At 52.5% G+C, this 26,582-nt stretch carries 31 protein-coding genes, 1 riboswitch and 1 other annotated feature; of the genes, 6 read left to right on the top strand and 25 right to left on the bottom strand.

What is annotated here, in order from left to right:
* Positions 1 to 371 precede the first annotated feature (371 nt).
* The 10 genes from rnc to AC0YN0_RS06570 form a co-directional block, all read right to left on the bottom strand.
* Positions 372 to 1,079 (bottom strand): ribonuclease III, encoded by a 708-nt coding sequence (rnc, locus tag AC0YN0_RS06615; protein WP_442052359.1) that lies wholly within the window; start codon positions 1,077 to 1,079, stop codon positions 372 to 374.
* Positions 1,069 to 2,310: a beta-ketoacyl-ACP synthase II gene (gene fabF, locus AC0YN0_RS06610; protein WP_475820520.1), complete on the bottom strand. Its 1,242-nt coding sequence runs from the start codon at positions 2,308 to 2,310 to the stop codon at positions 1,069 to 1,071. Before fabF ends, rnc begins: the two co-directional genes overlap by 11 nt.
* 182 nt (positions 2,311 to 2,492) lie before the next feature.
* Complete coding sequence (locus AC0YN0_RS06605) at positions 2,493 to 2,726, bottom strand: acyl carrier protein (RefSeq protein ID WP_053375686.1); 234 nt, start codon at positions 2,724 to 2,726, stop codon at positions 2,493 to 2,495.
* A 139-nt stretch (positions 2,727 to 2,865) separates the two neighbouring features.
* Positions 2,866 to 3,615: a 3-oxoacyl-[acyl-carrier-protein] reductase gene (gene fabG / locus AC0YN0_RS06600; RefSeq protein WP_475820519.1), complete on the bottom strand. Its 750-nt coding sequence runs from the start codon at positions 3,613 to 3,615 to the stop codon at positions 2,866 to 2,868.
* A gap of 22 nt (positions 3,616 to 3,637) precedes the next feature.
* A complete protein-coding gene (gene fabD / locus AC0YN0_RS06595; protein ID WP_475820518.1) occupies positions 3,638 to 4,567 on the bottom strand; it encodes an ACP S-malonyltransferase in 930 nt (309 codons plus the stop codon).
* Positions 4,568 to 4,620: 53 nt separating this feature from the next.
* Positions 4,621 to 5,607 (bottom strand): beta-ketoacyl-ACP synthase III, encoded by a 987-nt coding sequence (locus AC0YN0_RS06590; protein ID WP_475820517.1) that lies wholly within the window; start codon positions 5,605 to 5,607, stop codon positions 4,621 to 4,623.
* A gap of 9 nt (positions 5,608 to 5,616) precedes the next feature.
* Positions 5,617 to 6,606, bottom strand: coding sequence for a phosphate acyltransferase PlsX (plsX, locus tag AC0YN0_RS06585; protein WP_475820516.1), 990 nt, complete (start codon positions 6,604 to 6,606; stop codon positions 5,617 to 5,619).
* Positions 6,590 to 7,186 carry a transcription factor FapR gene (gene fapR / locus AC0YN0_RS06580; protein WP_337098808.1) on the bottom strand — a complete coding sequence of 199 codons (597 nt, stop codon included), beginning with the start codon at positions 7,184 to 7,186 and terminating at the stop codon, positions 6,590 to 6,592. Before fapR ends, plsX begins: the two co-directional genes overlap by 17 nt.
* Before the next feature lie 237 nt (positions 7,187 to 7,423).
* A complete protein-coding gene (rpmF, locus tag AC0YN0_RS06575) occupies positions 7,424 to 7,597 on the bottom strand; it encodes a 50S ribosomal protein L32 (RefSeq protein ID WP_116043433.1) in 174 nt (57 codons plus the stop codon).
* A 34-nt stretch (positions 7,598 to 7,631) separates the two neighbouring features.
* Positions 7,632 to 8,144: a YceD family protein gene (locus AC0YN0_RS06570; protein ID WP_442053423.1), complete on the bottom strand. Its 513-nt coding sequence runs from the start codon at positions 8,142 to 8,144 to the stop codon at positions 7,632 to 7,634.
* Between the two features lie 159 nt (positions 8,145 to 8,303).
* Here AC0YN0_RS06570 and AC0YN0_RS06565 point away from each other — a divergent pair, with 159 nt between their 5' ends.
* Positions 8,304 to 9,548: a nucleotidyltransferase gene (locus AC0YN0_RS06565; RefSeq protein ID WP_475820515.1), complete on the top strand. Its 1,245-nt coding sequence runs from the start codon at positions 8,304 to 8,306 to the stop codon at positions 9,546 to 9,548.
* Positions 9,549 to 9,567: 19 nt separating this feature from the next.
* Here the strand turns inward: AC0YN0_RS06565 and AC0YN0_RS06560 are convergent, their stop codons facing one another.
* A complete protein-coding gene (locus AC0YN0_RS06560; protein WP_475820514.1) occupies positions 9,568 to 10,629 on the bottom strand; it encodes a S16 family serine protease in 1,062 nt (353 codons plus the stop codon).
* A gap of 157 nt (positions 10,630 to 10,786) precedes the next feature.
* On the opposite strand from AC0YN0_RS06560, the gene AC0YN0_RS06555 reads away from it, so the two are divergent.
* Complete coding sequence (locus AC0YN0_RS06555; protein WP_475820513.1) at positions 10,787 to 12,025, top strand: nucleoside recognition domain-containing protein; 1,239 nt, start codon at positions 10,787 to 10,789, stop codon at positions 12,023 to 12,025.
* 6 nt (positions 12,026 to 12,031) lie between these two features.
* Here the strand turns inward: AC0YN0_RS06555 and coaD are convergent, their stop codons facing one another.
* From coaD to AC0YN0_RS06540, 3 genes are all read right to left on the bottom strand, one after another.
* Complete coding sequence (coaD, locus tag AC0YN0_RS06550; RefSeq protein ID WP_337098803.1) at positions 12,032 to 12,541, bottom strand: pantetheine-phosphate adenylyltransferase; 510 nt, start codon at positions 12,539 to 12,541, stop codon at positions 12,032 to 12,034.
* Positions 12,528 to 13,124, bottom strand: coding sequence for a 16S rRNA (guanine(966)-N(2))-methyltransferase RsmD (gene rsmD, locus AC0YN0_RS06545; protein ID WP_475820512.1), 597 nt, complete (start codon positions 13,122 to 13,124; stop codon positions 12,528 to 12,530). The genes coaD and rsmD overlap by 14 nt, the downstream gene beginning before the upstream one ends.
* 129 nt (positions 13,125 to 13,253) lie before the next feature.
* The gene (locus AC0YN0_RS06540; protein WP_442053417.1) at positions 13,254 to 13,379 is read right to left on the bottom strand and encodes a hypothetical protein; all 126 of its coding nucleotides are present in this window, start codon (positions 13,377 to 13,379) and stop codon (positions 13,254 to 13,256) included.
* A 172-nt stretch (positions 13,380 to 13,551) separates the two neighbouring features.
* On the opposite strand from AC0YN0_RS06540, the gene AC0YN0_RS06535 reads away from it, so the two are divergent.
* Positions 13,552 to 13,728, top strand: coding sequence for a YjfB family protein (locus AC0YN0_RS06535; protein ID WP_475820511.1), 177 nt, complete (start codon positions 13,552 to 13,554; stop codon positions 13,726 to 13,728).
* Between the two features lie 686 nt (positions 13,729 to 14,414).
* Positions 14,415 to 14,573, top strand: coding sequence for an asparagine synthase (locus tag AC0YN0_RS06530; protein WP_337098799.1), 159 nt, complete (start codon positions 14,415 to 14,417; stop codon positions 14,571 to 14,573).
* Positions 14,574 to 14,604: 31 nt separating this feature from the next.
* Here AC0YN0_RS06530 and AC0YN0_RS06525 read toward each other — a convergent pair whose 3' ends face one another.
* Positions 14,605 to 15,258: a hypothetical protein gene (locus tag AC0YN0_RS06525; protein WP_475820510.1), complete on the bottom strand. Its 654-nt coding sequence runs from the start codon at positions 15,256 to 15,258 to the stop codon at positions 14,605 to 14,607.
* A gap of 84 nt (positions 15,259 to 15,342) precedes the next feature.
* Complete coding sequence (locus tag AC0YN0_RS06520; protein ID WP_475820509.1) at positions 15,343 to 15,588, bottom strand: YolD-like family protein; 246 nt, start codon at positions 15,586 to 15,588, stop codon at positions 15,343 to 15,345.
* 556 nt (positions 15,589 to 16,144) lie between these two features.
* Between AC0YN0_RS06520 and AC0YN0_RS06515 the strand changes: the two genes are divergently transcribed.
* Together AC0YN0_RS06515 and AC0YN0_RS06510 are read left to right on the top strand one after the other, a co-directional pair.
* On the top strand, positions 16,145 to 16,339 hold the full coding sequence (locus AC0YN0_RS06515; RefSeq protein WP_475820508.1) for an aspartyl-phosphate phosphatase Spo0E family protein: 195 nt from the start codon (positions 16,145 to 16,147) through the stop codon (positions 16,337 to 16,339).
* 301 nt (positions 16,340 to 16,640) lie between these two features.
* A complete protein-coding gene (locus AC0YN0_RS06510; RefSeq protein ID WP_442053494.1) occupies positions 16,641 to 16,799 on the top strand; it encodes a hypothetical protein in 159 nt (52 codons plus the stop codon).
* Positions 16,800 to 16,889: 90 nt separating this feature from the next.
* On the opposite strand, the gene AC0YN0_RS06505 is transcribed toward AC0YN0_RS06510, so the two are convergent.
* The 9 genes from AC0YN0_RS06505 to AC0YN0_RS06465 form a co-directional block, all read right to left on the bottom strand.
* Positions 16,890 to 18,596, bottom strand: a complete 1,707-nt coding sequence (locus tag AC0YN0_RS06505) for a glutamine--tRNA ligase/YqeY domain fusion protein (RefSeq protein ID WP_475820507.1) — start codon at positions 18,594 to 18,596, stop codon at positions 16,890 to 16,892.
* Between the two features lie 95 nt (positions 18,597 to 18,691).
* Positions 18,692 to 18,950, bottom strand: a binding site (T-box leader).
* Positions 18,951 to 19,008: 58 nt separating this feature from the next.
* Positions 19,009 to 19,779, bottom strand: a complete 771-nt coding sequence (locus AC0YN0_RS06500) for a glucosaminidase domain-containing protein (RefSeq protein ID WP_475820506.1) — start codon at positions 19,777 to 19,779, stop codon at positions 19,009 to 19,011.
* A gap of 200 nt (positions 19,780 to 19,979) precedes the next feature.
* Positions 19,980 to 20,807 carry a TatD family hydrolase gene (locus tag AC0YN0_RS06495; RefSeq protein ID WP_475820505.1) on the bottom strand — a complete coding sequence of 276 codons (828 nt, stop codon included), beginning with the start codon at positions 20,805 to 20,807 and terminating at the stop codon, positions 19,980 to 19,982.
* Positions 20,791 to 21,654 carry an ABC transporter ATP-binding protein gene (locus AC0YN0_RS06490; RefSeq protein WP_475820504.1) on the bottom strand — a complete coding sequence of 288 codons (864 nt, stop codon included), beginning with the start codon at positions 21,652 to 21,654 and terminating at the stop codon, positions 20,791 to 20,793. Before AC0YN0_RS06490 ends, AC0YN0_RS06495 begins: the two co-directional genes overlap by 17 nt.
* 2 nt (positions 21,655 to 21,656) lie before the next feature.
* On the bottom strand, positions 21,657 to 22,439 hold the full coding sequence (locus AC0YN0_RS06485) for an ABC transporter permease (protein WP_475820503.1): 783 nt from the start codon (positions 22,437 to 22,439) through the stop codon (positions 21,657 to 21,659).
* Positions 22,429 to 22,731 carry a thiamine-binding protein gene (locus AC0YN0_RS06480; protein ID WP_475820502.1) on the bottom strand — a complete coding sequence of 101 codons (303 nt, stop codon included), beginning with the start codon at positions 22,729 to 22,731 and terminating at the stop codon, positions 22,429 to 22,431. Before AC0YN0_RS06480 ends, AC0YN0_RS06485 begins: the two co-directional genes overlap by 11 nt.
* A 28-nt stretch (positions 22,732 to 22,759) precedes the next feature.
* Complete coding sequence (locus tag AC0YN0_RS06475; RefSeq protein ID WP_475820501.1) at positions 22,760 to 23,806, bottom strand: ABC transporter substrate-binding protein; 1,047 nt, start codon at positions 23,804 to 23,806, stop codon at positions 22,760 to 22,762.
* Positions 23,807 to 24,028: 222 nt separating this feature from the next.
* Positions 24,029 to 24,144: riboswitch (TPP riboswitch) on the bottom strand.
* 73 nt (positions 24,145 to 24,217) lie between these two features.
* Positions 24,218 to 25,330 (bottom strand): GerAB/ArcD/ProY family transporter, encoded by a 1,113-nt coding sequence (locus AC0YN0_RS06470; RefSeq protein ID WP_475820500.1) that lies wholly within the window; start codon positions 25,328 to 25,330, stop codon positions 24,218 to 24,220.
* A 16-nt stretch (positions 25,331 to 25,346) separates the two neighbouring features.
* Positions 25,347 to 26,567, bottom strand: a complete 1,221-nt coding sequence (locus AC0YN0_RS06465) for a Ger(x)C family spore germination protein (protein WP_475820499.1) — start codon at positions 26,565 to 26,567, stop codon at positions 25,347 to 25,349.
* Positions 26,568 to 26,582 lie beyond the last annotated feature (15 nt).

Genomic DNA, 26,582 nt, shown 5'->3' with positions numbered 1-26,582 from the left:
ATTGTACCACATAATAAAGGCATTCGTTAACCATTTTGGCAGACGGAACGTCAATATAACTTAGTCATATAGGGGTGTTTCTAGCCTATAGCATGGATTTCATCCAATCAAAAGGCTAGAAACGAGCAGATTTCAGAGTTTGGTTGGATTTTGTACAGTCTAATGGGTCGATAAAGGTTATTGAGGGCTAAAATACTAGTTTTGGCTGTATGAATTCCACTCAAAAGTCACTTCACAGACGATTTGGACCGATTAGACTGTATGAAATACAGACAAAAGTAGCTCATCTGGCTCTTTTAGTTGAAAAAAATCCAACTAAAACGGAACACCCCTCGGAAGACGCGGCCTCCAAGGGGTGTTCCATTATGGTTCTATGCTTGCTGCTCTTGCGATAAGTTGCGCCATGCCTCAGCAGCCGCACGTTGCTCCGCTTCCTTCTTCGTCCTGCCCGAGCCGATGCCGAATCGCTCGACACCGAGGTATACCTCCACGACAAACTCCCGATCGTGAGCAGGGCCGCGTTCCTCTACGATCCGATACTCGACCGGACCCAGTCCATGATGCTGCGAGCGTTCCTGCAGCTTGGACTTGGCATCCTTCACAAGCAGACCATAGTCATTCGAATCAATGAACGGGAACATATGCTGTTGCAAAAAGCTTCGTACCTGCTCAATTCCTGCATCGAGGAAAATCGCGCCAATGAAAGATTCGAACAAATCGGCGAGCAGCGCTTGACGCTGCCGTCCGCCCAGCTGTTCCTCTCCGCGACCGAGCAGCACATGCGCTCCAAGCTCCAGTCGTTCAGCGAACTGTGCTAAGGAAGGCTCGCATACAACCGATGCGCGCATTCTCGTCAGCTCACCTTCCGGCCGCTGCGGATAGGTCATGAACAAGTACTCCGACACCAACAGCTGCAGCACCGCGTCGCCGAGAAACTCCAGCCGCTCGTTGTCCTTCGTCTGTGCACCCTTGTGCTCGTTCACATATGACGTATGGGTAAAAGCCTGTTTCAGCAGCCGCGGACGTTTAAAATGGAGCTGCAGCCTCTGCTGCAGCTCCATAAAGGAATCACGCTTCATAAACTTTCATCACGATCGTTGCGTTATGGCCGCCGAATCCGAACGAATTCGACAGTGCCGTCTTCACATCCGCTTTGCGCGGCGTATTAGGCACATAATCCAGATCGCACTCCGGATCTTGGTTTTCCAAGTTGATCGTTGGCGCAATAATACCGTTCTTGAGGGTAAGTCCAAGGATGACAGCCTCTACGCCGCCGGCAGCACCGAGCAAATGACCTGTCATCGACTTCGTCGAGCTTACGGCTACTTTGTAGGCATGATCGCCCAGCGCCTTCTTGATCGCCTTCGTCTCCGAACGGTCGCCTACCGGCGTCGATGTGCCATGCGCGTTGATGTAATCGATCTCCGAAGGCTCAATACCCGCATCCTTAAGCGCTTTGGTCATGCAGCGTGCCGCGCCATCCGGATCCGGCTCTGTCATATGATGAGCGTCGCCGCTCATGCCATAGCCGATAATCTCCGCATAGATCTTAGCGCCGCGTGCTTGCGCATGCTCCAGCGATTCAATGACCAATACGCCTGCTCCCTCGCCCATTACGAAACCATCGCGATCGACGTCGAACGGACGGCTTGCCTTCTCCGGCTCTTCGTTGCGAACCGACATCGCGCGCATCGAGCAGAATCCCGCCATCCCAGTCGGACGGATCGTTGCTTCCGCGCCGCCGCAGATCATGACGTCAGCGTCGCCGCGTTGAATGAGCTTGTAAGAATCGCCGATCGAATGCGTGCCCGTCGCACAAGCGGTAACCGCCGTGCTGTTCGGACCTTTTGCACCCGTCAGCATCGATACTTGGCCGGAAGCCATGTTCGCGATCATCATCGGAATGAAGAACGGGCTGACACGCTTAGGGCCTTTCTCAAGCAAAATATTATGTTGATCTTCCCACGTGCCAAGACCGCCGATACCGGATCCGATCATAACGCCAACGCGTTCCGCGTCGATGCCTTCTCCGATTTTCAAGTCCGCGTCTTTAACCGCCAATTGGCTGGCTACTGCCGCGAACTGAACGAAACGGTCCATTCTGCGCGCTTCTTTTTTATCTAAACCGTAATCTTCAGGATTAAAGTTTTTGATCTCTGCGGCAATGCGCGTCGGATATTCGGAGAAATCAAATGCTTCTACAACGGAAACCCCCGACTTACCTTCAAGCAAATTGCCCCAAAACTGTTCCAAATCAGAACCTAATGAGGTCATAACCCCCATACCGGTAACTACAACTCGTTGTTTCATTCGCTTCACCTCTACGGACAGCAATATGGATGACCAAGCTTGCGTCATCTTTATATTTATATAAAAGCTATAACGCTAAGTATAATTGTTAGGAATAAGCCATCGGGCTTTGTGATCACGCGTCGTTTGAAAACGGTTAAGATGGAGAGAAGTCCCGTTTGTTATAACGGGACTTGTCCTTCTTAGGTATGAGATTGTATGTATTTAACAACTTCTCCCACCGTTGTGATTGTCTCTGCATCTTCATCAGAGATCTCCATATCAAACTCGTCTTCCAGCTCCATGACCAATTCAACGACATCAAGAGAGTCAGCGCCGAGGTCATCTTTAAAGGAAGCTTCCAGCGTGACTTCCGCTTCGTCTACGCCAAGGCGGTCGATGACGATACGTTTTACACGATCTACTACTTCGGACATCCGGTTCACCTCCTCCATGGTATTATACGAGAATTAAAGATAAAATGCCATACGTAACCGTTTTAATTGAATCGGAAGCGGATTTCACCGTCTCTGGCGGCGAGGGCTAACGTTTCGTGGTTGCGGCATTAAGGCTGCTTTACATGTACATGCCGCCGTCAACGTGGACGGTCTGGCCTGTCATATATGCAGCGGCGTCCGAAGCCAGGAAGCGAACCGCGTTCGCAATGTCTGACGCGTCGCCTAGACGCGCAAGCGGGATTTGCCCAGCAAGCGACTGGCGCATTTCCTCAGGCAGCTTGTCCGTCATTTCGGTCTGAATGAAGCCAGGCGCCACGCAGTTGACTGTGATGCCTCTCGAAGCGAGCTCGCGCGCGCTTGCCTTCGTTAGACCGATAACGCCTGCTTTGGCGGCGACATAGTTCGCTTGCCCGGGATTTCCGAGCACGCCAACAACCGAAGAAATATTAATAATTCGGCCGGAGCGCTGTTTCATCATCGAACGGGTGACAGCTTTGATACCGTTGAACACGCCTTTGAGGTTCGTTTCGATCACTTGATCGAACTCTTCTTCCTTCATTCGCATAATAAGATTATCTCTTGTAATGCCAGCGTTATTCACCAAAATATCAATAGCTCCCAATTGCTCAATAACTTCCTTCACCATCGCGTCGAATTCATCGGCTTTGCCAACGTTCGCTTTCACGATGACAGCGCGTCTGCCGAGCGCTTCAACGGCCGCTGCCGTCTCCGCCGCCGCCGCTTCGCTGCCGGAATAATTGATCGCAACATCCGCTCCCGCTTCAGCAAGCGCAATCGCAATCGCTCTGCCGATTCCGCGGGAAGCTCCCGTTACGAGCGCTTTCTTGCCTTCCAGACTGGCAAACATAAACTATCCCCTCCGTTTGGCGTTAATTAAGTTGCAGCGCATCAAGCGCAGAGATGTTATTCACCGAAATGATGCGAACATTTTTGTCAATCTTCTTGATCAATCCGGCAAGCACCGTTCCAGAACCGATCTCGACGAACGTATCTACGCCCTGCTCGATCAAGTAACGAACGCTGTCTTCCCAAAGGACCGGCGAGTAGACCTGCTCTACCAACAGTCCGCGAATGTCGCTTGCGCTGGTCACTTCGCGCGCCGTCACATTGGCGACGACCGGAATCGAAGCATCTTGCAGTTCCACGCTTGCCAGCGCTTCGCCAAGCTTCTCTGCAGCCGGCTTCATTAGCGAAGAGTGGAAAGGACCGCTGACATCAAGCGGAATGACGCGTTTGGCGCCAGCTTCCTTGCCGCGTTCCACTACGGCCTGAACGCCTGCTGCCGTACCGGATATGACAATCTGGCCCGGACAGTTCACATTGGCAAGCTCCACAGCCATGCCTTCGGACGTCACTGAGGCACAGAGTGCGGCAAGCGCTTCGCGCTCAGCGCCAAGAACAGCTGCCATCGCGCCTTGACCGTTCGGCACCGCTTGCTCCATGAACAAGCCGCGTGCGCGAACCGTGCGAATCGCGTCCTGGAACGACAAGGCGCCAGCTGCGACAAGCGCGCTATATTCGCCAAGGCTATGTCCGGCAACATAATCGGCTTTAAAGCCGCGACCTTCAAGCGCTTCAAGCAAAGCAATGCTGACAGCGAGAAGTGCCGGCTGCGTGTTAGCCGTCTGCTTCAAAGCCTCTTCAGGTCCATCAAAAATAATGTCGCTAAGCTTGAAGCCTAATGCTTCGTCCGCTTGCTCAATAATTGCCCTCGATTGATCGAAAGCGTCGTACACGTCTTTGCCCATGCCAACGGCTTGAGCGCCTTGGCCGGGAAATACGAATGCTGTTTTGCTCAACTTATTTACCCTCCTAAAAGGTTTGCGAATACAAACCTAACTTCGAAAGCATATTACCACACGAGTACCGATGCGCCCCATGTCAGGCCGCCGCCGAAGCCAACAAGCACAAGGCAATCGCCTTGCTTCACGCGACCCTGCTCTACAGCTTCTGCCAGCGCGACCGGAATCGAAGCGGCCGACATATTGCCGTATTTGTCCAAGTTGATCATTGCTTTCTCTTCGGACAGATCCAAGCGGTTAAGCGCCGAGTTAATGATGCGAATATTCGCTTGATGCGGCACAAGAAGATCAATATCTTCCTTCGTCATGCCGGCCTTCTGCAAAGCGTCCTCCGCCGCGCTGCCCATGATGCGCACCGCGAACTTGAACACGTCGTTGCCAGCCATATGAATGAAATGCTGCTTAGCCGAGATGCTCGCCTCTGAAGCAGGAACGCGCGATCCGCCTCCGCATACTTTAAGCAGGTCGCCGCCGCTGCCGTCCGCTCCAAGCTCGAACGAGCGGAAGCCTCGTCCTTCCTCCACTTGCCCGAGGACTACTGCGCCAGCACCGTCACCGAACAGGATGCAAGTATTGCGGTCCGTGTAGTCCGTAATTCGTGATAATGTCTCTGCGCCGACGACTAGCACATGCTTGTACATGCCAGTAGCAATCATGTTCGAAGCAGTCGCCAGGCCATAAATAAAGCCTGAGCACGCAGCCGACAAGTCGAACGCGGCCGCCTTCTTCGCGCCAAGCTTATCTTGCAGCAAGCAAGCCGTCGACGGGAAGAACATATCCGGCGTAATTGTAGCGACGATGATAAGATCAATGTCTTCGGCCGTAAGACCTGCCGCAGCAATTGCTTTTCTTGAAGCGTGCAGCGCTAGATCCGACGTCGCTTCCTCTGCAGAGGCGAGACGGCGCTCCTTAATGCCCGTGCGAGTGACAATCCACTCGTCGTTCGTTTCAACCATTTGTTCCAATTCTTGATTCGTAAGAATACGTTCCGGAACATATTTACCCGTTCCTATAATGCCTACAGGATATAAACTCATAACACACACTCATTTCCCGTTGATTTCATCTGCGATCGATTCAATCAATTGTCCTTGAATCGCTATGCGTGCTTGCCGGACTGCATTTTTCACAGCGACAACATCGGACGAGCCGTGACATTTCACGACGAGACCGTTCAAACCGAGGAGCGGCGCCCCGCCGTGCTCCTTATAATCCATCTTATTTTTCAGTTGACGCAAGCGCGGCATCATAATCGCTGCCGCAAGCTTTGTCAGAAGCGTTTGCCCGAATGCACCCTTAAGCTCGGTGAAAATCGCGCCAGCCGCGCCTTCCATCGCTTTTAACATAATATTCCCCGCGAAGCCGTCGCACACGATGACATCGCAGTTGCGCGTAAGCACATCTCTTGCCTCGACATTGCCAATGAAATGAATCGGAGCTTGCTGAAGCAAATCGTATGCAGCTTTCGACACTTCATTGCCTTTCTTCGCTTCCGTGCCGACATTGAGCAAGCCGACTCTCGGCTTCTCCACGCCATGCACTTTCGAGCGATAGATGCTGCCCATTATTGCATATTGCAGCAAATGCTCCGGCTTCGCATCCATATTCGCACCCAGATCAAGCGCCAGTACGCCTAGGTTATCCATCGTCGGCATCATAGGCGCGAGCGCCGGACGCTCAATGCCGTCCATTCGGCCGACGACGAGCAATCCCGTCGCCATCAGGGCACCGGTATTGCCGGCCGACAGCATAGCGTCAGCTTGTTTCTCGCGGACGAGCTGGCCTGCTACGACCATCGACGCACCTTTCTTACGGCGCACCGCCTTAACGGGCTCATCATCCGGGCCGATCACTTCATCGGCATGACATATTGTAATATTAACAGGCTTAGAGCCGCCAATCAGCTTCTCGATTACGGCAGTGTCTCCAACGAGCAGAAGCTCCGTATCGGGCCACTCTGCCGCAGCCTCCAAAGCGCCTTGCACGATTAAGCCAGGGGCGTGATCTCCCCCCATCGCATCAATAGCGATCCGCATGTTCGTCTCCTCCTTCACTGTTTGCAGCACCCGCGGATCTGAATATAACAAAGTTCCCCTGGAAAACCATCTCGTCGGCCACGTAAGTGAACAGCTCCACCTTCGCTTTGTTCCGCTCGCCCGAGATAGATCTTACATAAGCCTTGGCTATACATTTCTCACCGAGCTTAACAGGACGTATGAACCGAATGTCCGCCGTTACAGTAAGGGCAATCTCATCGTTGATTACGGCAACCGCAAGCGAGTTCGCCTGTGCGAACACATGATGACCGCGAGCGATGCCCGTTCTCGAGAATACATGTTCTTCCCGAATCTCGAATACCGAGATACCGCTCTTATCGAGCTCCAAATCAACGATGTCGCCGATGACCTCGTGCAGCGGCAACGAACGGACAGAATCGTATGAGCGTTCTGCCATCAGCTTCAATCGTTCCCTCAGCTCAGGGATACCAAGCTCCATACGATCTAATCGGATCGTCTGAATGCTGACTTTTAGCTGGCGAGTAAGCTCCCGATCGGTGATGAAAGGATTTTCTTCTATAAGTCGGGCAAGCTGCTGATGCCGCTGCCGTTTGGGCATTCGTTCGATGTCCGGCACCGCCTTTTTTGACAAAAATAGTGACCGCATGTATAGATGACCTGATCGCAGACACAGCACCGCCATAGCTTGCTTGGTTTGCGATAAGTATATGTATGAAAGCTGATATTATCACCAGGTACTAAATATGAGTATATAAAAAAAATGGCCCAAGCGCAATGAACGAAGAAAAAAAATAGCACCTCATCGCGAGATGAAGTGCTATTATTGAAATCATTCTTATTGGGAAATGATCTCTTTTGTTTTGTAATATCCGCAAACTTTGCATACGTGGTGAGCCAATTTCAGCTCTCCGCATTGCTCACATTTCACCATGCCCGGTATTGCGAGCTTGAAATGCGTACGACGTTTGTCGCGGCGAGTTTTGGACGTTCTACGTTGAGGTACTGCCATATTTCCCACCTCCTTCACAAAATCAATCGAGCCGTTATTCCTTAAATAGATCCTTCAGCGCTGCAAAGCGAGGGTCAATCTTCTCCGTCTTGCAGCTGCATGTGCGCTCATTTAAGTTTTGTCCGCATTCTTGACATAGACCTTTACAATCATCGCTGCAAAGCGGCGCGAATGGCATGAACAGCAGAAGCGCTTCTTCGAGATAAGGCTTCAAGTCCAGACGTTCTCCGCTTACTTCGATGAAGTCACTCTCTTCTTCCTCATCCTTGTCTTCGTCACCCGAAGCAGGCTTGAATTGTTCGAAGAACGGAATGACCGTATGCTCACTTGTCGGATCAAGGCAACGCGAGCAAGCCAGCTCCAGATCGATGGAAAGTTCTCCATCAACCGAAATGAAGCCTTCATTGCCGGTTACTTGAAGCGAGACGTGAAGCGGTCCAGTACGAATAACATCTTGGCGTCCTTGAAATAGGTCGCTGACGTCCAATTGTTCATTGATCGTCGACTTTAGACCTTTGGACATCGTTTCTTGAATATGAAACTGCATCAGATCACCCCAAACAAACAAAGATTATTATATCTATCAGCCTACCGTTTTGTCAACATTTTCACACGGTTATTTCGTTTATCCACTATGCAGCCGTGTAAGGCGCGCCTCTCTATGTTATGATAGAACGACCAAGATTTAACAGAGAGAGGTTAGAGGATGCGTACGGTAGGACTCATCGTCGAATACAATCCGTTTCACAACGGTCACCATTATCATTTACAACAATCGCGCAAAATAACGGGCTCCGACACTGTAGTCGCTGTCATGAGCGGTAATTTCTTACAACGCGGCGAACCCGCGCTGCTCGATAAATGGTCACGCACACGTATGGCGCTGGAGGGCGGTTGCGACCTTATCATCGAGCTGCCAATCGCCTACGCCACGCATGCCGCAGAATGGTTCGCTTACGGCGCAGTTGCTCTGCTCGAGGCGACAGGCGTCGTAGACGCCTTCTGCTTCGGCACAGAGAGCGGCGAGCTTGCTCCATTGCAGCAGGCAGCCGATTTGCTGGCGGACGAGCCGCCGGACTTCCGTGCATCGCTGAAGCAGTTGCTCGATACGGGAATGAATTACCCTAACGCATACAGTGCGGCCGTCGCCGCTTATTTATCGGAGCAGGGTCATACGGATACGGCTTCATTCCCGTTCGCCCAGCCTAATCATACGCTAGGTCTTCATTATTTGCTAGCCTTGCGGCGACTGGAGGGCCGAATGCAGCCGTTCACGATCGCCCGCGAGAAATCGCAATACAATGATCAGACGATCTCGGACAGCCAGATTGCCAGCGCGACCGCTATTCGCAAGCTGTTGCTCGAGGAACGAAATCTGGCACCTATTCGCGCATACGTTCCTTCATCGACCTATCATATCATAGAAGAGCAATGGTCGGCCGGTCATTGCCCGATCAGTTGGACCAACTTCATGCAGCCGCTGCTGCATCAGACCGTGACCCGCTCCGTCAGTCAACTTGCCCAGCTGCGGGACATATCGGAAGGTATGGAGCATCGCTTGCTCCGAACGCTCCCGGAGCTGACCTCGATGCAGTTCGAGGAACTGCTGGACATGCTCAAAACCAAACGATACACGCGCACGCGTCTGCAACGCGCGCTGCTGTCGGTGCTTCTCGGACATGAGAAGCCGTCCTTCACAACAGAGAAGCTAGCCTCCGGCGTTCAGTACATTCGCGTTCTTGGCTTCACTGAGAAGGGCAAACAGTTGCTGCGCCGCATGAGAACAACCGCTTCGCTGCCTGTGCTGCTTAGCGCTGCCAGAGCGCCCGAGCCTTATCCCTACTTAGAGCTCGACACCCGTGCAAGCGCCGTCTACATGCTTGGCCGCGGAGACACCGTTCCGTCTGAAGCGTTGTTCAGAGATTTCAAGGAGAAGCCCGTCATCCTGTAAAGGATGCCGCGCTTCTTTTTTACTGGCCGCCGCTTGCGGCAGCGTTGAACTGCTTTATTTTACTAAGCGCATCCGCAAGATCCGTAACCTCTACAATTTTCATCGCCGTGCCGAGTTGCTTCGCCTTCGCAGTCGCTTCCTTATAATTGCCTTCCGGAACGAGAAACAGCTGCGCGCCCTCCCGGCTCGTGATCACGACCTTCTGCTTAATACCGCCTATCGGTCCAACCTTGCCCTCTGGCGTAATCGTGCCTGTAGCAGCGATACGGCTTCCTCCAGTTAAATCGCCCTCAGTCAGCAAATCAATCGATTGCAGAGCGAATACGAGACCGGCTGACGGCCCTCCAATGTCTCCCGCCTTAATCGTAAGCCGGTCGCGCGTATCGGTTGGCTCAAGCGCTCTAAGCTCCGTAAGCCCGGATGCTCCGAACAAAGCAGGCAACTGCTCTTCCGTTAAGCCTGAACCAAGGCGAGCCGCATCCAGTTGCACCTGCATACGCGCGCCGCTACGCTCAATTTCGAGCGTTAACGGACTGCCTTCCTCTACGTTACGCAGCTTGTCCAGCATATCGGCCGCATTCTCAAATCGCGGACCGCCAGTCATTCCGATCAGCTTGTCTCCGGTTTGGAATAAACTCTTTCCCTCTTCGACCTGGGAGGCATTATCCGACACGATGATCGCTTGTACTTCGATCGTATAGGATAAATTCAGTTGATGGTAGGCGGCTTCGACTGCGTTATTTTGCGAACCCTCCATAATGACGGAAAGTCTATCCGCATATTGCTGCTGCGTATATCCCCTGAACACATCCTTCTTCATGAGGATATCATCATCCTTGTCCCATGCCGAACGCAGGACGTTGAAGAAATTAGGATCGCTAAGTTTAACCGCGGTGAGCAGGAAGCTTCCGTTCCCTTCGGCATCTCCCTGCTCAGCTGCCACCATCGGGGCTACCGGTGTTGCAATACCCGGCTCATAGACGACATAAGGTGTTGGCGCATACAACAGAATCCACATGGCTGCCGCCGTCGCAACCGCAACAAGCGTTATCCGTTTTAAATCCGAAACCTGCCTATTCACAAGAAGCAAGCCTCCTATTCCTCTGTACCTGACTTCCACGCGGTTACAGCTCTCTAGTCGTGCAGCCGTTCCTCCATGTCCTTGCTTGGTCTATCTGCTGCGCCATAAGCGTACTAATTAACTTATACGAACAGATTGTCCTAGGAGTTGAACGGCAATGGCCAAAACGATACTGATCGCCATCATTTCCATCCTGCTTGTCGGTACGATTATTGTACAGCCCGATGCCGCCTTCCAAGCGTCGCTGCAAGGACTGACCGTTTGGTGGAACATTGTGTTTCCCGGCATTTTGCCCTTTCTCGTCCTGTTCGAGCTCATGACCGCCTTTGGGCTCGCTCATGCCGCTAGCGCCCTGCTAAGTCCAGCTATGAACAAGCTGTTCAAGCTGCCCGGCGAGGCGGCGCACGCCATTGCGCTTGGCTGGATGGGCGGGTATCCTGCGGGAGCGGAAGCAACAGCCTCTCTGCGCAAACAAAATAAAGTCGACCAAACGCAAGGTCAACGCCTGCTCGCCATCGCGCATATGCCTAATCCGCTATTCATGCTCGTTGTCATCGGTGCAGGCTTCCTTCATAAACCAATTGTCGGCATTATGATAGCAGCAGCCGTTTGGCTGTCTGCTCTCTTCCTGCTGCTTCTATTGTCCATTGCAAATATCGGAGCAAAAAATAATGAAGTTGCTCCGTCCATAGAAACGGCTTCCCCTGATAAGGCGCAGCAAAGCAGCAGGCTATTGGGGCAGCTGGGAGCAGCTATGAAGCTTGGCAGAGACCAAGACGGCCGCAGCTTCGGCAAAGTGCTCGGCGACGCCGTGACCGCAAGCGTACAGAAGCTGCTTATGATCGGCGGCTTCATGATCTTCGCCTCCGTGCTCGCAAAGCTCGCGCAGCCGTTGTTCGCACCAATTCTAACGAAGCTGAGTGCCCCATTCATCGGGCCAGCGCTATTCGAAGGACATATCGGCGCTTATGCGGCCGCAATCTGGGAAAGCCCTGTTGGCGGAAGCCTGATGAATGCCGCTGCTATTGCAGCGGTGTTGGCCTGGAGCGGTCTTGGCGGTATTTTGCAGACGGGATATACGATTGCGGGGACCGATCTGAAGCTGCTGCCCTTCGCCGCGTTCCGCATGATGCACGCAGTTGCTGCTTTTTTGCTCATGCTGCTGCTATGGAATCCAATGTCAGCCTTGCTGCGCTATGTAACGCCTCCCGGGACGTTCCCCGTATTCAGCCCTAATCAGACCGAAGGAGCTTGGGGCGGCACGTCAGCTATAACCGTAAGCGACATGCCTATGTTATGGACCTATTCCATCACAGCTAGCTTGCTGCTGCTCGCAGTCTTCACGCTATTGCACCTTGCCTCGCCTCGCTGGCGGGCTCGGCGTATAAGACGCTAATGCCGCTTATTTGCGGGCGTTATACTTCTTCCTTAATTCACGTTCAACCGCAGGAGGCACAAGCTCCTTCACTTCGCCGTCGAATTGCGCGATTTCTTTCACAATGCTGGAGCTCAAATACGAATACTTCGGATTCGTCATCATGAATACGGTATCGATCTCGCCATCAAGCAAATGATTCGTGGACGCAAGCTGCAGCTCGTACTCGAAGTCCGTTACCGACCGGATGCCGCGAATAATGACATTCGCCTGTCTTGACTTCATATATCGAACGAGAAGATCGCGGAAGCTGTCAATCTCAACGTTAGGCAGATCCTGTGTAACCTCCGCTAGCAGCTGCTTCCGCTCATCTACTGTGAACAGCGGATTTTTGCTCGTATTGTTCAGTACCGCTACAATCAAGCGATCATAAAGCTTGGCGGATCTTCGGATTATGTCTAGATGCCCGTATGTAACCGGATCGAAGCTGCCTGGGTATACCGCCACTCTCTCGTTGCCTGTGTTAATCGTTAACATCGGTCTCACTCCTGTCGTCATGGCTGACCTGGCTGTAGTATTTGTATATGGACACGGCAGTATCTCCGTATTTGGCGTATTTGATTTGGTCAAAATGTTCCATCGCTTCCGGGTACCGTACCGACGAATCATGCTCAACGACAATAACCGCCGCCTCTTCAAGCATGCCTTTCGCTGCCAGCTCTCCCATAAGCTCGTCCATCGTCGTTAGCTTGTATGGCGGATCAAGAAAAACAAGATCGAACTTCAGCTCCCGCTTCGCCAGCGCTTTCAACGCGCGCTCCGCGTCGTTGCGGTATATTTCCGCCGCGCTGCCCATGCCGGCTGTCTGTATGTTCTGACGGATAATATCGATGCTGATTTTTTCCCGATCAATGAAGATGACACGTTCCGTGCCTCTGCTCCACGCCTCGATCCCAAGTCCTCCCGTACCGGCGAACAGGTCAAGCGCCGTTCCTCCGTCGAAATAAGGACCGATCATGCTGAATATCGCTTCCTTCACCTTGTCGGTCGTCGGCCTCGTATTCACGCCGGGCACCGCTTTCAGCGTGCGGCCTCTAGCCTCGCCCGCAATGACTCTCACTTGCAATTGCCCCCTTCTGTCTCATTCCCGCCTATCGTACCATACATTCCCTTTGGAGATAAAGCTGTTGAAAGGCAGGCATATGTGCGATTTTGGGACTATCCACAAGCTTCGCTCAACTTTTTTGTCCTAATTATGTATATTCCCCCACAAAGCGGACAAGATAATGTCATCGGCGTCGCAAGATGCCGTAGACAACCGCGGAGAAGACTTACGTTTCCCCATAAGCTCTTCGTCCGGTTTCTCCTCTCCCATGAAAAGGGCATCCCGAAAGGGATGCCCGATTTTTTTGTCCAATTCTTTTATATTCCGTCCGCATTTGAGCCAATCCATTGCAATCCTTAGCTTTCTATCCCAAACGCAGTTAAGAATTGCACCTGCAACTTCCGATAAATAAAGTGAAGGATCATAATGAAGGAGGCAGTAAATGGACATCGCGGCGTTATCCGTATCCCTAGCCCAGAGCAATCTATCTCAAGCTGTTGGGATCAGTGTTCTTAAAATGGCTACCGAGCAATCTACCGATCAAATGCAGCAGTTGGTGAAAATGATGGAACTAAGCGTGCAGCCAAACTTAGGCGGAAATCTAGACATAAGCGTATAAGCCTTCATGCTCTGTCTTCCTCCCGTAACCAAAATCGTTAATTTTCGTACTATCCATTATTAATTATCCGATTTCAACTATAACATTGAGAAAGGATTTGATAATGTGAATTATTCTGCAGGCGGTGTTATGCTTCGTTGCCCCTGTTGTCAACATGACGCCTTTAACAAAGATTATCGTCAACTCAATTCAAGAGGCGCTACCTTTTTCGGCGTCGACTGGGCAAATAAAAATGCAACCATTCTTGTATGCCAACGATGTACTTATATTTCATGGTTTATGAATGAGCCTAAAGCAGCTAGTAGCTGAAAAAACAGCAGACTCTCCTATGAAAAAGAGCGCCCTCGAAAGAGGGCGCCTTTTTCATGGGAGAGGAGAAACTTTTGCTAATACGAGCTATGTTGGATTCTCGCGCTAACTTCGTTTACTAAAAGCAAGGTTTCTCCGCTATGTTGGATTTCTGCAATAACTTTGTTCAAAATCAGCTCTTTTATGGCGCAAAAGGGAAAAGTTACTGCCAATATCCAATATAGCTAGCAAACGCGAGGTAAAATGCAGCAAAATCCATCATAGCTCCTCCAAAAAGACAAATAAGAACACATGCACGCAGTCAGCGAAGTATGCCAATCCTGCTCCCGTAGCACACTAATACTGCTTGCCAAACAAACCATAGGGAGTGTTGGATAATGCGTGAAGGATTGATACCTGCCGTTCTTGGAACTGTGGTTACGGCTTCTGGCGCTACACTGCTGAAGAGCAAGTATAAGCTTATAGGTACGGGTGTCCTCGGCTTCGGTCTTGCCCATGTCATTCTTGGCGCGATCGATTTAGTCGAGCATCGTTAAGTTTGGCAAAGCATAAAAAAGGAGAGGCGGCTTAATCGCCCCTCTCCTCCTTTTTCGCAAGCCTCAGCTTCTTGTCTTCCAGCTTGAACATATAGGTATATGCCTGCTGCTCATCCTCTGTCGACTCCAGCACAAGCTGCCCCGCTTCTATATAGGGCTCGCTCTCGGGAGCTAGGCTAAACTGATCTAATAACTGCCCTTCTACCTCGAAGCTTGCTTGATACGCATCGTCTTCACTCACTACATATACATAAACAGCATCCGCGCGGCATTTGTTCTGGATAGGTTGAAAATAATACAATTCAACGCCTTCGGACGCCAATCTGCCCAGTTTGCGAGGCTCATCGGATCCGCCTTCCGAGACGATCTGCGTCCCAACCAAGCTGCCCACATTTGTCTCCGTTCCGTCCGTTCGCTTGAACACGACATCATAGTCGCCGGACGATATGTAATCCGTCTCTTCTCCTAGACATGACGGCGCTCCCAGCGATTCCGTTACTCCGCCGTCTTCCGTCAACGGCAAGACATGCAGTTCTCCATATTCCCCTTGTCCGACAGCCCGAGAAGCACCAGCGAACTCTGCACTCTCGGCAATTACTGGTCGTTCTTCTATATTCGATTGAACTTGCCCGCAGGCACTCAACATGGCTGCTACTATGAACAACAATATGAGTTGCTTCATCATTGGCATTTCCTCCATAAATAGTCGGTTAACCAATAAACGTCAATGAAGCACGCAATGTTTCAGCCCATGCCACGCTTCAGCAGCTTAATAAGGGTTCTCTACCTGCATAATATCCATAAATGGGATTTTCGTCAGTTCGCCTTCGTACTCGACATGCACAAGCTTCGTCCTCGAGTCCATCTTCACGATAATGCCGCGAGGCTGCTCCGTCCAATTCCAGACGGTGAACAGAAGCTCAATTTCTTCCCGCTGCGCTTCGACCAAGCGCTCACCAAGCTCCTCCATTTGGAACTCGTCCCGCGTTGGCCGTTTCGGTCCTTTTGATGCCATTCCATTGCCCTCCCTCTATTCCATAACCCGCTTATAATCAGTCGTTCAGAAACATTAACGTTATCATGAATGGCCTCCGGTTGCCACAACGATTTTGAGAAAACCTCTATCGAGGCTATTCGAAGATGAGCGACCTACAAGTTTGCGTAGCAAACTCACTTCGGAAGCCAGGGAAGGTTTTATGCCAATAAGAATTTGTTCTTCCGCAATGCTCGGAAACTTATAAATTGTTATGTGGTAACAAAAATGACACAATTTCATGACATCACCTTGCACTTGCCTCCAATCATTATCAGAATAGTTCAACACATCGACAATTATTTTTAAGGAAGCGTTAAGATTAGATCCGTATACTAGTCCTATCAACCCCACAGTTGATGACGAGCTAGGACAGACCCACAGCAATGTGGGTCCTCTACACTTTTACTTCCAATTTTTTCGTACTCCTGTCCCTTTTTGACATAACCCAATTGTAAAAGAAGGAAATTTACAGTAAAATGATGTATGCTTTAGCTTAACAGTTACATCTTGGACCTTACGTAGGAGGACACTTTAAATGCATAACTGTGTTTGTCAACAACAGATTGAGGCGTTGAGAACAGAGATGGTTCGTGTGTTTGGAGTATCCAATAGCTTTTCGGACAGAGTGGTTATACAGATAAGTCAGGAGCTCGACAAAAAGCTGATGGAGTACACGAATTGTAGCTCCAGGATTCAAAAAACAGATAACGGCGATACATTATGTTACTAAAACGCATTTACTTTCCCGGCCCCCGCGGCCGGGTTTTTATTTTGCCCATCACTTTATCGAAGTCAAGCCGCGAACAATACCCCTGCCAACAACCCGCTGCTCTATCCTGCTATATCCGTGAATATACTTCTTTGTAGCTTGCGATGCAGATCTGGGGCATGAGAAAAACTCTATCGGAGTAACCCAAAGATGTACGACCGCGTTTCAAAGGAAGTTTTTATCGCCAATCAGAATGATATTTCTTTAGCTTTATCGCTGTAAAACAACTAACATTCTGATGTGGTACGAAAGGAGCAATGGCATGGAAACGTTCGGACGAGGTTGTCTGTACATTATTTTGGGCGTTATCTTCGTTATGATATTGGCATTTATCGTCGGAGGGACGATTACGATCCCTTGGTTTATTTTGCTGCCGCTTATTGTGCTAGCGTTTTGGGCCGCCTCTAAGAAAGGCAAGTAACGCCCTCGCCCTCGCCTCGCATACGCGGCGCCAGGAAGCGCACAAAGGCTGCCGATTCTTCAATCAGCAGCCTTCGCACATCTTAACCGATCAATTCTTTTTATTCCAGCTATCCTTAAGCGGTACGATGCGGTTGAATACAAGTCTATCGGCAGTTGTATGCTTGTTATCCAAGCAGAAATAGCCATGACGGAAAAACTGCAGCCTCCGCTCCAAAATTCCGGCTCCATGTTCCGCCTCCGCCGCATACGGCTCGATCCGAGTATCCCCGACGACGATTAGCGAATGCGGATTAACGCGCTCCGTCCAATCCCCGTCAGCCGGCGTATCCTTTTCCGAAGCTTCTAGCAGCAGCTTATCGTACAAATGAACGTCGGCCATCAAGGCGTGATCCGCCGACACCCAGTGAATCGTCCCCTTCACCTTGCGCCCGTTAAACCCTGTGCCGCTCTTCGTCGTATGATCATAGGTGCAGCGAAGCTCCATCACCTCTCCGGTAACCGAATCCTTAATCACTTCCTCGCAGCGGATAAAATAAGCGCCCTTCAATCGCACCTCGGCATTCGGAGTTAATAGATGAAAGCCCTTCGGCGGATTTTCCTCGAAGTCGTCTCTTTCAATATAGATCGTTTTGCCAAAAGGAACTTCCCGCTTCCCAAGCTCCTCATTCTCGCTGTTATTCTCGATCATCAATAGCTCGGTTTCATCGTCTGGATAATTCGTTATGACGACTTTGAGCGGATTCAGCACCGCCATGACCGTAACTGTCGATGCCTTCAGCTCCTGTCTTAGACAATGATCGAGCAAGGAAATATGCACCGTGCTTTGCGTACGGATGCTGCCGATCTCCTTGATGAAGCCGCGTATGCTCTCGGGCGTGAATCCTCTCCTTCTTAAGCCGCGGAGCGTCGGCAACCTTGGATCGTCCCAGCCGTCTACATAACCGCCCTCGACCAGCTGCCGCAGGAAACGCTTGCTCGTCACGACGCCCGTCAGACTTAGACGGCCGAACTCCCTTTGCCGCGGCGGACTGTCTATGCCGCGCTCCCTAAGCACCCATTCGTACAGAGGCCGATGATCCTTGAATTCGACGGAGCAGAGCGAGTACGTAATGCCCTCGATAGCGTCCTGAATCGGATGCGCGAAGTCGTACATCGGATAGATGCACCATTCGCCGCCCGTTCGGTAATGCTCAGCATGGATGATGCGGTAAATAACAGGGTCGCGCAGGTTCATGTTAGGCGAGCCCATATCGATTTTGGCGCGGAGTACTTTGGAAGAGGCCGGAAAAGCACCTTCTTTCATTTTCGCAAAAAGCGTCAGATTCTCTAGGATGGAGCGCTCTCGAAACGGGCTGTTCTTGCCCGACTGCGTCAACGTTCCCCGGTATTCCGATACTTCCTCCGGCGTCAGATCGCATACGTATGCACGCCCGCGCTCGATTAGATGAACGGCTGCACGGTAGATTTCCTCGGAGTAATCTGACCCGTAATAGACGTGCTCGCCCGGATCGTAGCCAAGCCACTTGATGTCCTCGATGATCGCGTCCACGTAAGCAATGTCTTCCTTAAGTGGATTCGTATCGTCAAAGCGCAAATGAAACTTGCCGTTGAATTGCCTTGCTATCGTGTCATTCGTCTGAATCGCGTAGGCGCTGCCGATATGAAGATAGCCGTTCGGCTCGGGCGGAAACCGCGTGCGCATCTCCCTCGTGAACGGATATTGCTCCAGTTCCTCCGTTATCAGCCTAAATAAAAAGTTGTCGCTTGAATGCTCTTTCTTATTATCCGATTCCATTGCCGGCTCCTCCTTAATGAATAACTGTAACAGCCAAGCTACCTCCATATGCGCCTAATAAACGCAAAAAAGAACCTCACCTCCAAGACGTTGGTCTTGGGGACGAAGTTCTCGCGGTGCCACCCCAGGTTCATTAACATGTCGCCATATTAACCTCTTCAAGTACGGCATTGCAGAGAATGCTTATACTCTAGCTCTGTAACGGGAGCTCCCGTCATGCCATCCTCGCCCGGGGGCGATTCCGACATGCCGCTCAGAGGCTTGGTTCAGGGAAACGTCGTTCGCCCCCTCTCAGCTGCCGAGGGCTCTCTGTGCAACAACCTATTCCCTTACTCTTCTCGTCATCGCGTTTCAATGTTGTCTATAGAATACCAAAAGAGCAACCTCGATGTAAACCGGCTGATCTTTTTCGTTAGTCGATCGATGCTGCTCGCGCCATAGCGTCCCAACTGGCCGCAAGTCCAAGCTGGTCTGCCAGATCGCGCAGCTTGACGTAGCCCTTTGCATTAGACAGTACGGACTCGATTGCAACCCCGTTCACCGTAACCTGCTTTCCGTTCCAGTCAATGACCGCTCCAAGCCGCTCGCCGACCAGCCTAGCAGGCACCCAGGTAGCGCCATGAACCAAGTAACCATCCGACACCGCTTGCCCGCCATGCACAACCGCCACGATTTCAGCGTCTTTGAACTTCTCCGGCTTAACGGGCGGCTTGCCCATTAGATCGTACTTCATGAGCGAGTACTGCTTAATGATTGCCATTAGCTTGAGCGGATAATTCGGATCCGTCGCATAACCGCAAGCGAGCAGCATCTGGGCTTGGCGCTCAGGCGTTTCCGCCTTCCGAACGCGGTCGTAACGCGGCGTTGCCAGCAGCAGATCAAGATCCTTATAGAAGTGATATAAGCTTGTGTAAGCGCGGAACGCCGCCTTCGTGTTGACATTGCGGCCATCGACATACTCCCACGTCCCCTTCACCACTGCTTCGCCATGCCAGTAAGCATTCGTCTGCCCGCTGCCGACCTTAATGCCGCTCAGATTGTTCCAAGGGTGAATAACACCGCCTGTTTCGAGCAAATTTTGGGCTAGCCGCACGGAAGGAAACATCGTCGAGCCTTCCCCCCTTACCCGAATGACGGTTGGAGCGAGTGCCGCAAAAAACTGTTCTCTAGTCAAAGCTGCCATCTTAGAACTCTCCCTTCTCTCAACCCTATTGCTATCTTTGTATGCGGAAGAGAAGAACGGCGCAATGGACAAAACGGTATGAATCGGTAAGGCGCATTAAAGGCGATAGACAGCAATTAACGCCTCTGATGTCCTCAACGAAACCAAAAACAAGCTGGCGTCGCATCATGCGCAACCGCCAGCTTGTTTTCGTATTTCCGCTATATTCCGTACAGCCGTTTCGTATTTTGCAATAAAGTAGTACGAACAAGCTCCACCGGTTGCTGCTTAATGGCCGCAATATGTACCGCCACATCCTGCGACATGGCAGGCTCGGTCCTTCGCCCCTCATACGGTCCTTCGAACGGCCATGGCCCATCCGTCTCAGCCATCAGCAAGTGAAGCGGATATTGCTCCGCCAGCACCCTAATTTCCGCTTCGTAAGCGATATCCGGCGTCATCGACACGAAGTAGCCTGCGGCGATCATTCGCCGCACGGTTGCTTCGCTTCCCTTGAACCAATGGAAGTGCGCGCTCCGTACGCCGCTCCGCTCAAGTATGTCGCAAGCCTTGTCCGCGTCCTCATAGACGGCGTGCAGCACAATCGGACGCTCCAGTTCCGCGGCAAGCGCTGCGAACCGTTCGAGCAGCGCGAGGTAAGGCGCTTCGTCGAACGGCTGCCTCGCAGCCTCCGCTTCCGTTCTCGTATAATACGGCAATCCGACCTCGCCGATGGCGAAGCTCTCGCCTTCCGCATGACGCGCTCTAATCCAAGCGAACAGCTCATCCAGCTCACATGCAGACGGTATCGGCTGCTCCGGATGGAAGCCATATGCGGGATGAACGCGATTCGGCAGGTGCGCCAGCGCCAACTCTCGATTGACAATCGAGGATTGCAAGTGCATCGACACGGCTACGACAGCAGCCGCACCCGCATCAAACGCCCGCTCCAGCAGCATTTCCCGTTCCGCTTCTTCATAATGATCGACATGGATATGAGCATCGATCCACGTTCCTGCTGCTGTTTCCCCGTTAACGGCGCTTGGCATATTCCGCTTCCCCCTTCTCTCCCGCTCCTGCCTGAAGCAGCTCATAGATCCGCTGCTTCAGGTCAATAAACGCAGGCTCCGTCCACATCGCTTCGCTGCGCGGCCTAGCCAGCGGCACGTCGAATTGCTCGAGCACAACTGCAGGCGAGGACGACAGCACGATAACCCGATCGGATAGGAACAACGCCTCATCGATGCTGTGCGTGACAAGCAGCACCGACCTGCGGTTCTCCTCCCAGATCGACAACAGCCACTTCTGCATCTGCAGCCGCGTCAGCGCATCGAGCGAACCGAACGGCTCATCAAGCAGCATGAGCCGCTGCGGCGACAACAGCGCCCGCAAGAAGGATACGCGCTGCTGCATGCCCCCCGAGAGAACATGCGGATAGCTCTTTCCATATTCCTCAAGCCCGATGCGGCGCAGCCACTCCTCCGTGCTGCGCTTCGCTTCCTTGCGCTCCATGCCAGCGATCGTCAGCGACAGCTCAATATTGCCGGCTACCGTCTGCCACGGCAGCAGCGACGATTGCTGGGGCATATACGAGATATGCCCCGTCTGTCCCGTCGCCTGCTGGCCATCGATCCATATCTCGCCGCTAGTCGGACGCTCCAAGCCGCCGATGACCTGGAACAGCGTCGACTTGCCGCTTCCTGACGGCCCCACGATGGAGACGAATTCCCCTTCGCCGACCGTCAGCGACAGCCCTCCGAGCACTTCCTTCACGGCTGTTCCTTTGCCGAAGCTTTTGCTGACCGATTTAACCTCCAGCGCTTTGGTCTCAGTTCGAGCAGCTCCAGCACCTGCATCCATCGTCGTTCGTCGCTCTTCATTTGCTATATCGCTCATTGCTAGTTCCCCTCCTTCTTGGCAGGACGCCAGCGCAAGAGCAGCTTCTCGGCCAGCGTCATCAAGCCGAACAGCGACAGGCTGAGCGCCACGATGATGAATACCGACGCGAATACCCGCTCCGGCATGAACCCTTTGGCCGACAGCTGCATGAAGTAGCCCAGTCCCTTATTCGTGCCGAGCCACTCAGCGACAATCGCGCTAAGCACGCTATAGGATGCCGCAAGCTTAAGTCCCGAGAACAGATGAATGACGGCATGGGGCAGCTCCAGCTTCCAGAACAGCTGCCACTTGCCTGTGCCGATCATTTGCAAATAATTGCGCAATTGCGGATCTGTATTCGTGAGGCCGCTTAGCATGGCTACCGAGATTGGGAAGAAGCATACCATCATAACGAGCAGCACCTTCGGCAGCAGCGTGTAGCCAAGCCACATCGTAAGCAGCGGACCGATCACGACGATCGGAACGTTCTGCGAAACGACGAGGAGCGGGTAGACAGCGGTACGCAAACCCGGAATTAGATGCAGCAAAGCGGCGAGCAAGAAGCCCGCCGCCGATCCGCCTGCAAATCCGAGCAGCGTAAGCCGCAGCGTCGCACCGGTATGTTCCGCTAAACGCGGCCATACGTTCGCCGAGGCCGCCTCCTGCACGATCGATAATGGGCTGGGAAGCAGCCATTGATCGACCTGCCCCCACATCGTCACCGCCTGCCAGCAAGCCAGCAGTGCAGCGATAACGATTACCGGCGGCCATACCTTAGCCCATACGCCCGACTTATTGCCCATCTGGATATTTCTCCAGCAATCTGCCCATCGAAGCGCCGTTTGCCGGATTATAGTAGATTTTCACTTGCGAAATAACGGACGGGCAGCCCATCTCTGCCATCGCTTCGCTCATCTGCTGCACAACCCCTAGCAAAGAGCTGAGTTCGCCTTCCATCGTCGTCTCCAGCGGAGCTACCCGGTAGGGCACGCCCGCTGCCTTTATGATGTCAATCGCCCGATCGACGTACGGAAGGACGCTTTCTCCGCCCGGCGTCGTCGGCAATATTTGAATGCTTACCAGTGCATTATCCATTCGTTTCCCCTGCTTTCGTCAGTATGAATTATTTCTTAGGCAAAAAGTCGTTCGTAAACGCTTTGTCCGCCTCCAGCTCCTTCTCCAGCAGCTTGTGGTCGAACATCCAGTTCGCATAATTTTCCCATACGCTCAGCTTCTGCTCGCCCCATTGCGCGGCATCGTCCTGGTATTTCGGGCTCAGCCACTTCTGGCTTGCGCGAACGAGCTCGGCATTCAGATCCGGCTCTGCCTTAATCAATACTTCGGCAGCATCCTCCGGATTGTCGATCGCATATTGGTAGCCTGCCGCAGCGCCCGCAACGAACGCCTTGACGAGTTCCGGATCCTCGGCGATCAGCTTATCGCTTGTCGCAAGCACGGGCGTATAGTAGTCCAGCTTGTCGCTATAATCGGTCAAATATACCATGTTGATTTTCTCGCCGCGCAGCTCGGCCTCAACACCCGTCCACGCGTAATAAATCCAAGCGAAGTCGATATCGCGCTTAACAGCCGAGAAGAAATCGCCGTCGCCGATGCTCATAATATTAACCTTCTTCACATCCGCTTGCTCCTCTTGCATGAGTGAATCAATGACCGCTTCCTCAAGCGGAGCGCCCCAGCCGCCGTATGTTTTGCCTTCGAACTTCTTCGGCGAATCGATGCCTTTATCGACAGGCGAAGCGAAGCCCGACGTGTTATGCTGAATGACTGCCGCGAGCGATACGAGCGGTACGCCTGCGATACGAGCCATGGTGATCGACTCCTGATAGCTGACGCCGAATTGCACGTTGCCGGAAGCGACCATCTGGTCGGCGCCGCTCTCGCCCGGCTGAATAATTTCAACGTCAAGCCCCTGCTCCTTGAAGAACCCTTTATCCCGAGCGACGTACAGCCCCGTATGATTCGTGTTCGGCGTCCAGTCGAGCACGACCTGCACTTTCGTCAGCGGCTTATCCGCGCCGCTCCCTTCATTCTCTCCCGCGTTGCCGCCCTCCGGCTTGTTGCTGTTCGCGCCGCAGCCTGCAAGTACGATAACGAACGCCATTAATAACGCCATAAGCCTCCAAGTCATTCGTCCAGTTTGTTTCTTCATCCTGCTGTCTCCCTCTCCCTGTATCTCTTTATTGTGTCAAAACGAAACGAATCGAAAGGATATCTTGTCTGTGTCCGGTTGGTTGCCCCCGTGCGATCGACCGTTGCCGCATGCAAAAAAGCGTCCTCCCGTATGGAAGGACGCCTGAAATTCGGCTGCACCTATGCACGCTGCTTCGGCATGACGTTAGAAACACGATCTAACGGTCGTCCCTTGCATGAAACGCGCAAAGCTTATCTTCCCTACGCTGGCATTATCCAGATCAGGTTTATAGGGTCGGGATTGCATGTACATAAATCCCCTCTCAGCCGGCCTAACCAGCTCCCCGGAACATATTCGGTTTCGTCAATATGCCTATTATAGCAAATCCCGACTAAATAGCTATCTTTTTTTGAAGCTAGAAGGCCGGCATTAACCCGTTTGGCCTGCGTCGGAATTCCGCTGCGCCGCCTTCTTGTACCGTTTGCGCACACCGACGATCAGCAGAAGCAGCGGCAGCACGATTTGGAATAACGGAACGATTTTCAGCGTCACATCGAACCCTAGCCATATATGATACGTATTATTCGGCTCCAGAAACGATGCAGCGTAGATGACCATCCCGACTGGCCAGACCAAATGACGGTAAGCCGCCCCCGTCACTTCCTTAAGCGTAAGGACCGCCGCCAAGTACAACGCCGTCATTTTTACATAGAGTCCGATGTATAGCAGCAGCGTAACGATAACGTCCAGCCGCTCGAGGAAATTCGCCAACCGAATCAATTGAACCGCCTGCAGAAGCGGCAGCGCCGTAACCTCGGACAAGGAGAGGCCCAGTACGCTCATCACGAGCATATTCATAAAAATCAAAAAGACAGATACGCCCACTTGCGCCCAGAAGGTGACCTTCCGCAACACTTGCTTCTCCTTCAAATATTTCCAATAGACAAGAAAAATGACCATTTGCCCAAAAGGAAACGAAACCAGATCCGGAAACGCCGCCTTCGCAATCGGGCCTATCCCGTTCTCCATCAGGGGCAGCAACTGGTGAATATCAGGCAGCTTCGCGATAAACAACAGCAAAATAATAAGCAAATAGCTGATCCCCGCAATCGGGAACAGCAGCTGTGTAACACGCACGAACACTTCAAGCCCCTTGCTGACCGTGTACGCAGCGACAAACAGAATGAGCAGCATAATCATCCATTTGGGCGTCACGGTCAAGAGCGCCATATTCGTCAGTTCCCCTACGTCCCGCACATTACGCATCGATTCATAGGCGAACCATAGCGCATAGACAAGTCCAACCGCTCCGCCGAGCCATTTGCCAAAATGCATCAAGATCAGCTCGCCGAGTCCCGCTTCGGGCGCGCGCTTCTGCACCGTCACGTAAACAACGGTCAACAGCAATCCGATGACCGCAGCCATCGTCATCGCAAGCCATGAATCGGGCTTCGCTTTGATGCCAAGCTCGAACAGCGGCGTGCTGCCGATTAAGAAAACAATAATCAGAATAGACAACTGTTGTTTGCCGATCTGCTGCATGGCATCTCCTTTCCGTCTATGAACGCGCCTTCTCCTGCAGTTTCTTAAATCCGCCGCCGCTCATGCCCGCTGAATTCACTTTCACCTTTACGTCAATCTTCACTTCCATCTCCGCAAATAAGTCAGGCCAATCCCCCTTCATCTGCTTCCAAGCGTCCGGATGCCTCTGATGAATGATATTGCCGAAACCGACCACGTCCGCCTTATATCCCACAACAGCTTTCCAACCGTTTTCCATCGTCGCTTTGATCGTCTCGGCTATCACTTGCGCGGTCTCGTCTACTTCTTTCGGCTTATTCATGTCGCCGCCGCAATTGTACTCGAGCAGCGTGCCTTCCGCTTTTGTCTCAATATGCATCGTCCACTTGCTGCCGGAACGTTGCGGGCGAAGCATCGTTCTCGCCTTCGTAATGCGAATGGAGGAGGCTTTGCCCTCCTTTCCGTCATCCGGACAGCCGAACGCTACCGTCGTCTTCTTGACCTGATTTTTGATCCACATCAGACCTGAGCTTTCTTCCTTCGTAATCCAGCCTACGAGCTTATCGCCGGAGACGATGCCCAGATCCATCAGCCTCACCTTGGAGGACGTATTCGTTCGGCTAAGCTTGTCTACCTGGTCTAGACTTTCTCCCGTTCCGGAGATCACCAGACTCGGTATGCCAACGACCTGTGCCCCGCCAAGCAAATCCTTAAGCACCTTATGCATCGTCGTTTCCTGGAAGGTCGAGCCGTTCAACTGCTCATTGAAGATCATCTGCTGAATGGCGGCTCCGGGTATTTTCTCCAATGGAATGAGCTGCTCCAGCACGCGGCGCGCGTTGCCCTTCGTCAGAAATACGCTGACCGTCTCGCGCGAATCGGGATTTCGGAGATAGGCTTCCGCAAGAGCGGATATGCCTTTGCGCGCTGCATCCTGTCCAATAATAACGACCTGGTTGTGAGCGAAAAAAAGCCGCCTCGGCGTCTCCAGGCTCGCCTTGCTGATCGCAATCCGAAAGTTGTCCCCTTTGGTGGAGAACACGTTAACCGCCGCGTTCGTGCCCGCCGTAGCGCTTTGGCCGGAAATCGCTTGCGGAATGACGACCTGATAGGACAACTGCCACTGCCCATCCTTCCAATCGATGCCCGTTGCCGATACGATCGCGATATCGCTTAGCTCAACCTTGCCCCAGCAGCCCGCCAGCGGCAAGCAAATGAGCAGCGCCAGCAGTCCGGATAGCAGCCTCCTTCCGATCACGCGCCTCCCTCCTTC

It is taken from the genome of Paenibacillus sp. J22P218, assembly GCF_056269195.1.
Note: the sequence above shows the minus strand (reverse complement) of the source record. Positions and strands in the feature narration are given on the sequence as shown.

Coding starts and splice junctions, on each gene's coding strand:
- rnc (WP_442052359.1), bottom strand. CDS start 1,079: ATGAAGCGTGATTCCTTTATGGAGCTGCAGCAGAGGCTGCAGCTCCAT.
- fabF (WP_475820520.1), bottom strand. CDS start 2,310: ATGAAACAACGAGTTGTAGTTACCGGTATGGGGGTTATGACCTCATTA.
- AC0YN0_RS06605 (WP_053375686.1), bottom strand. CDS start 2,726: ATGTCCGAAGTAGTAGATCGTGTAAAACGTATCGTCATCGACCGCCTT.
- fabG (WP_475820519.1), bottom strand. CDS start 3,615: ATGTTTGCCAGTCTGGAAGGCAAGAAAGCGCTCGTAACGGGAGCTTCC.
- AC0YN0_RS06590 (WP_475820517.1), bottom strand. CDS start 5,607: ATGAGTTTATATCCTGTAGGCATTATAGGAACGGGTAAATATGTTCCG.
- plsX (WP_475820516.1), bottom strand. CDS start 6,606: ATGCGGATCGCTATTGATGCGATGGGGGGAGATCACGCCCCTGGCTTA.
- fapR (WP_337098808.1), bottom strand. CDS start 7,186: ATGCCCAAACGGCAGCGGCATCAGCAGCTTGCCCGACTTATAGAAGAA.
- rpmF (WP_116043433.1), bottom strand. CDS start 7,597: ATGGCAGTACCTCAACGTAGAACGTCCAAAACTCGCCGCGACAAACGT.
- AC0YN0_RS06570 (WP_442053423.1), bottom strand. CDS start 8,144: ATGCAGTTTCATATTCAAGAAACGATGTCCAAAGGTCTAAAGTCGACG.
- AC0YN0_RS06565 (WP_475820515.1), top strand. CDS start 8,304: ATGCGTACGGTAGGACTCATCGTCGAATACAATCCGTTTCACAACGGT.
- AC0YN0_RS06555 (WP_475820513.1), top strand. CDS start 10,787: ATGGCCAAAACGATACTGATCGCCATCATTTCCATCCTGCTTGTCGGT.
- coaD (WP_337098803.1), bottom strand. CDS start 12,541: ATGTTAACGATTAACACAGGCAACGAGAGAGTGGCGGTATACCCAGGC.
- AC0YN0_RS06540 (WP_442053417.1), bottom strand. CDS start 13,379: ATGGGAGAGGAGAAACCGGACGAAGAGCTTATGGGGAAACGTAAGTCT.
- AC0YN0_RS06535 (WP_475820511.1), top strand. CDS start 13,552: ATGGACATCGCGGCGTTATCCGTATCCCTAGCCCAGAGCAATCTATCT.
- AC0YN0_RS06530 (WP_337098799.1), top strand. CDS start 14,415: ATGCGTGAAGGATTGATACCTGCCGTTCTTGGAACTGTGGTTACGGCT.
- AC0YN0_RS06525 (WP_475820510.1), bottom strand. CDS start 15,258: ATGATGAAGCAACTCATATTGTTGTTCATAGTAGCAGCCATGTTGAGT.
- AC0YN0_RS06520 (WP_475820509.1), bottom strand. CDS start 15,588: ATGGCATCAAAAGGACCGAAACGGCCAACGCGGGACGAGTTCCAAATG.
- AC0YN0_RS06515 (WP_475820508.1), top strand. CDS start 16,145: ATGCATAACTGTGTTTGTCAACAACAGATTGAGGCGTTGAGAACAGAG.
- AC0YN0_RS06510 (WP_442053494.1), top strand. CDS start 16,641: ATGGAAACGTTCGGACGAGGTTGTCTGTACATTATTTTGGGCGTTATC.
- AC0YN0_RS06505 (WP_475820507.1), bottom strand. CDS start 18,596: ATGGAATCGGATAATAAGAAAGAGCATTCAAGCGACAACTTTTTATTT.
- AC0YN0_RS06500 (WP_475820506.1), bottom strand. CDS start 19,779: ATGGCAGCTTTGACTAGAGAACAGTTTTTTGCGGCACTCGCTCCAACC.
- AC0YN0_RS06495 (WP_475820505.1), bottom strand. CDS start 20,807: ATGCCAAGCGCCGTTAACGGGGAAACAGCAGCAGGAACGTGGATCGAT.
- AC0YN0_RS06490 (WP_475820504.1), bottom strand. CDS start 21,654: ATGAGCGATATAGCAAATGAAGAGCGACGAACGACGATGGATGCAGGT.
- AC0YN0_RS06485 (WP_475820503.1), bottom strand. CDS start 22,439: ATGGGCAATAAGTCGGGCGTATGGGCTAAGGTATGGCCGCCGGTAATC.
- AC0YN0_RS06480 (WP_475820502.1), bottom strand. CDS start 22,731: ATGGATAATGCACTGGTAAGCATTCAAATATTGCCGACGACGCCGGGC.
- AC0YN0_RS06475 (WP_475820501.1), bottom strand. CDS start 23,806: ATGAAGAAACAAACTGGACGAATGACTTGGAGGCTTATGGCGTTATTA.
- AC0YN0_RS06470 (WP_475820500.1), bottom strand. CDS start 25,330: ATGCAGCAGATCGGCAAACAACAGTTGTCTATTCTGATTATTGTTTTC.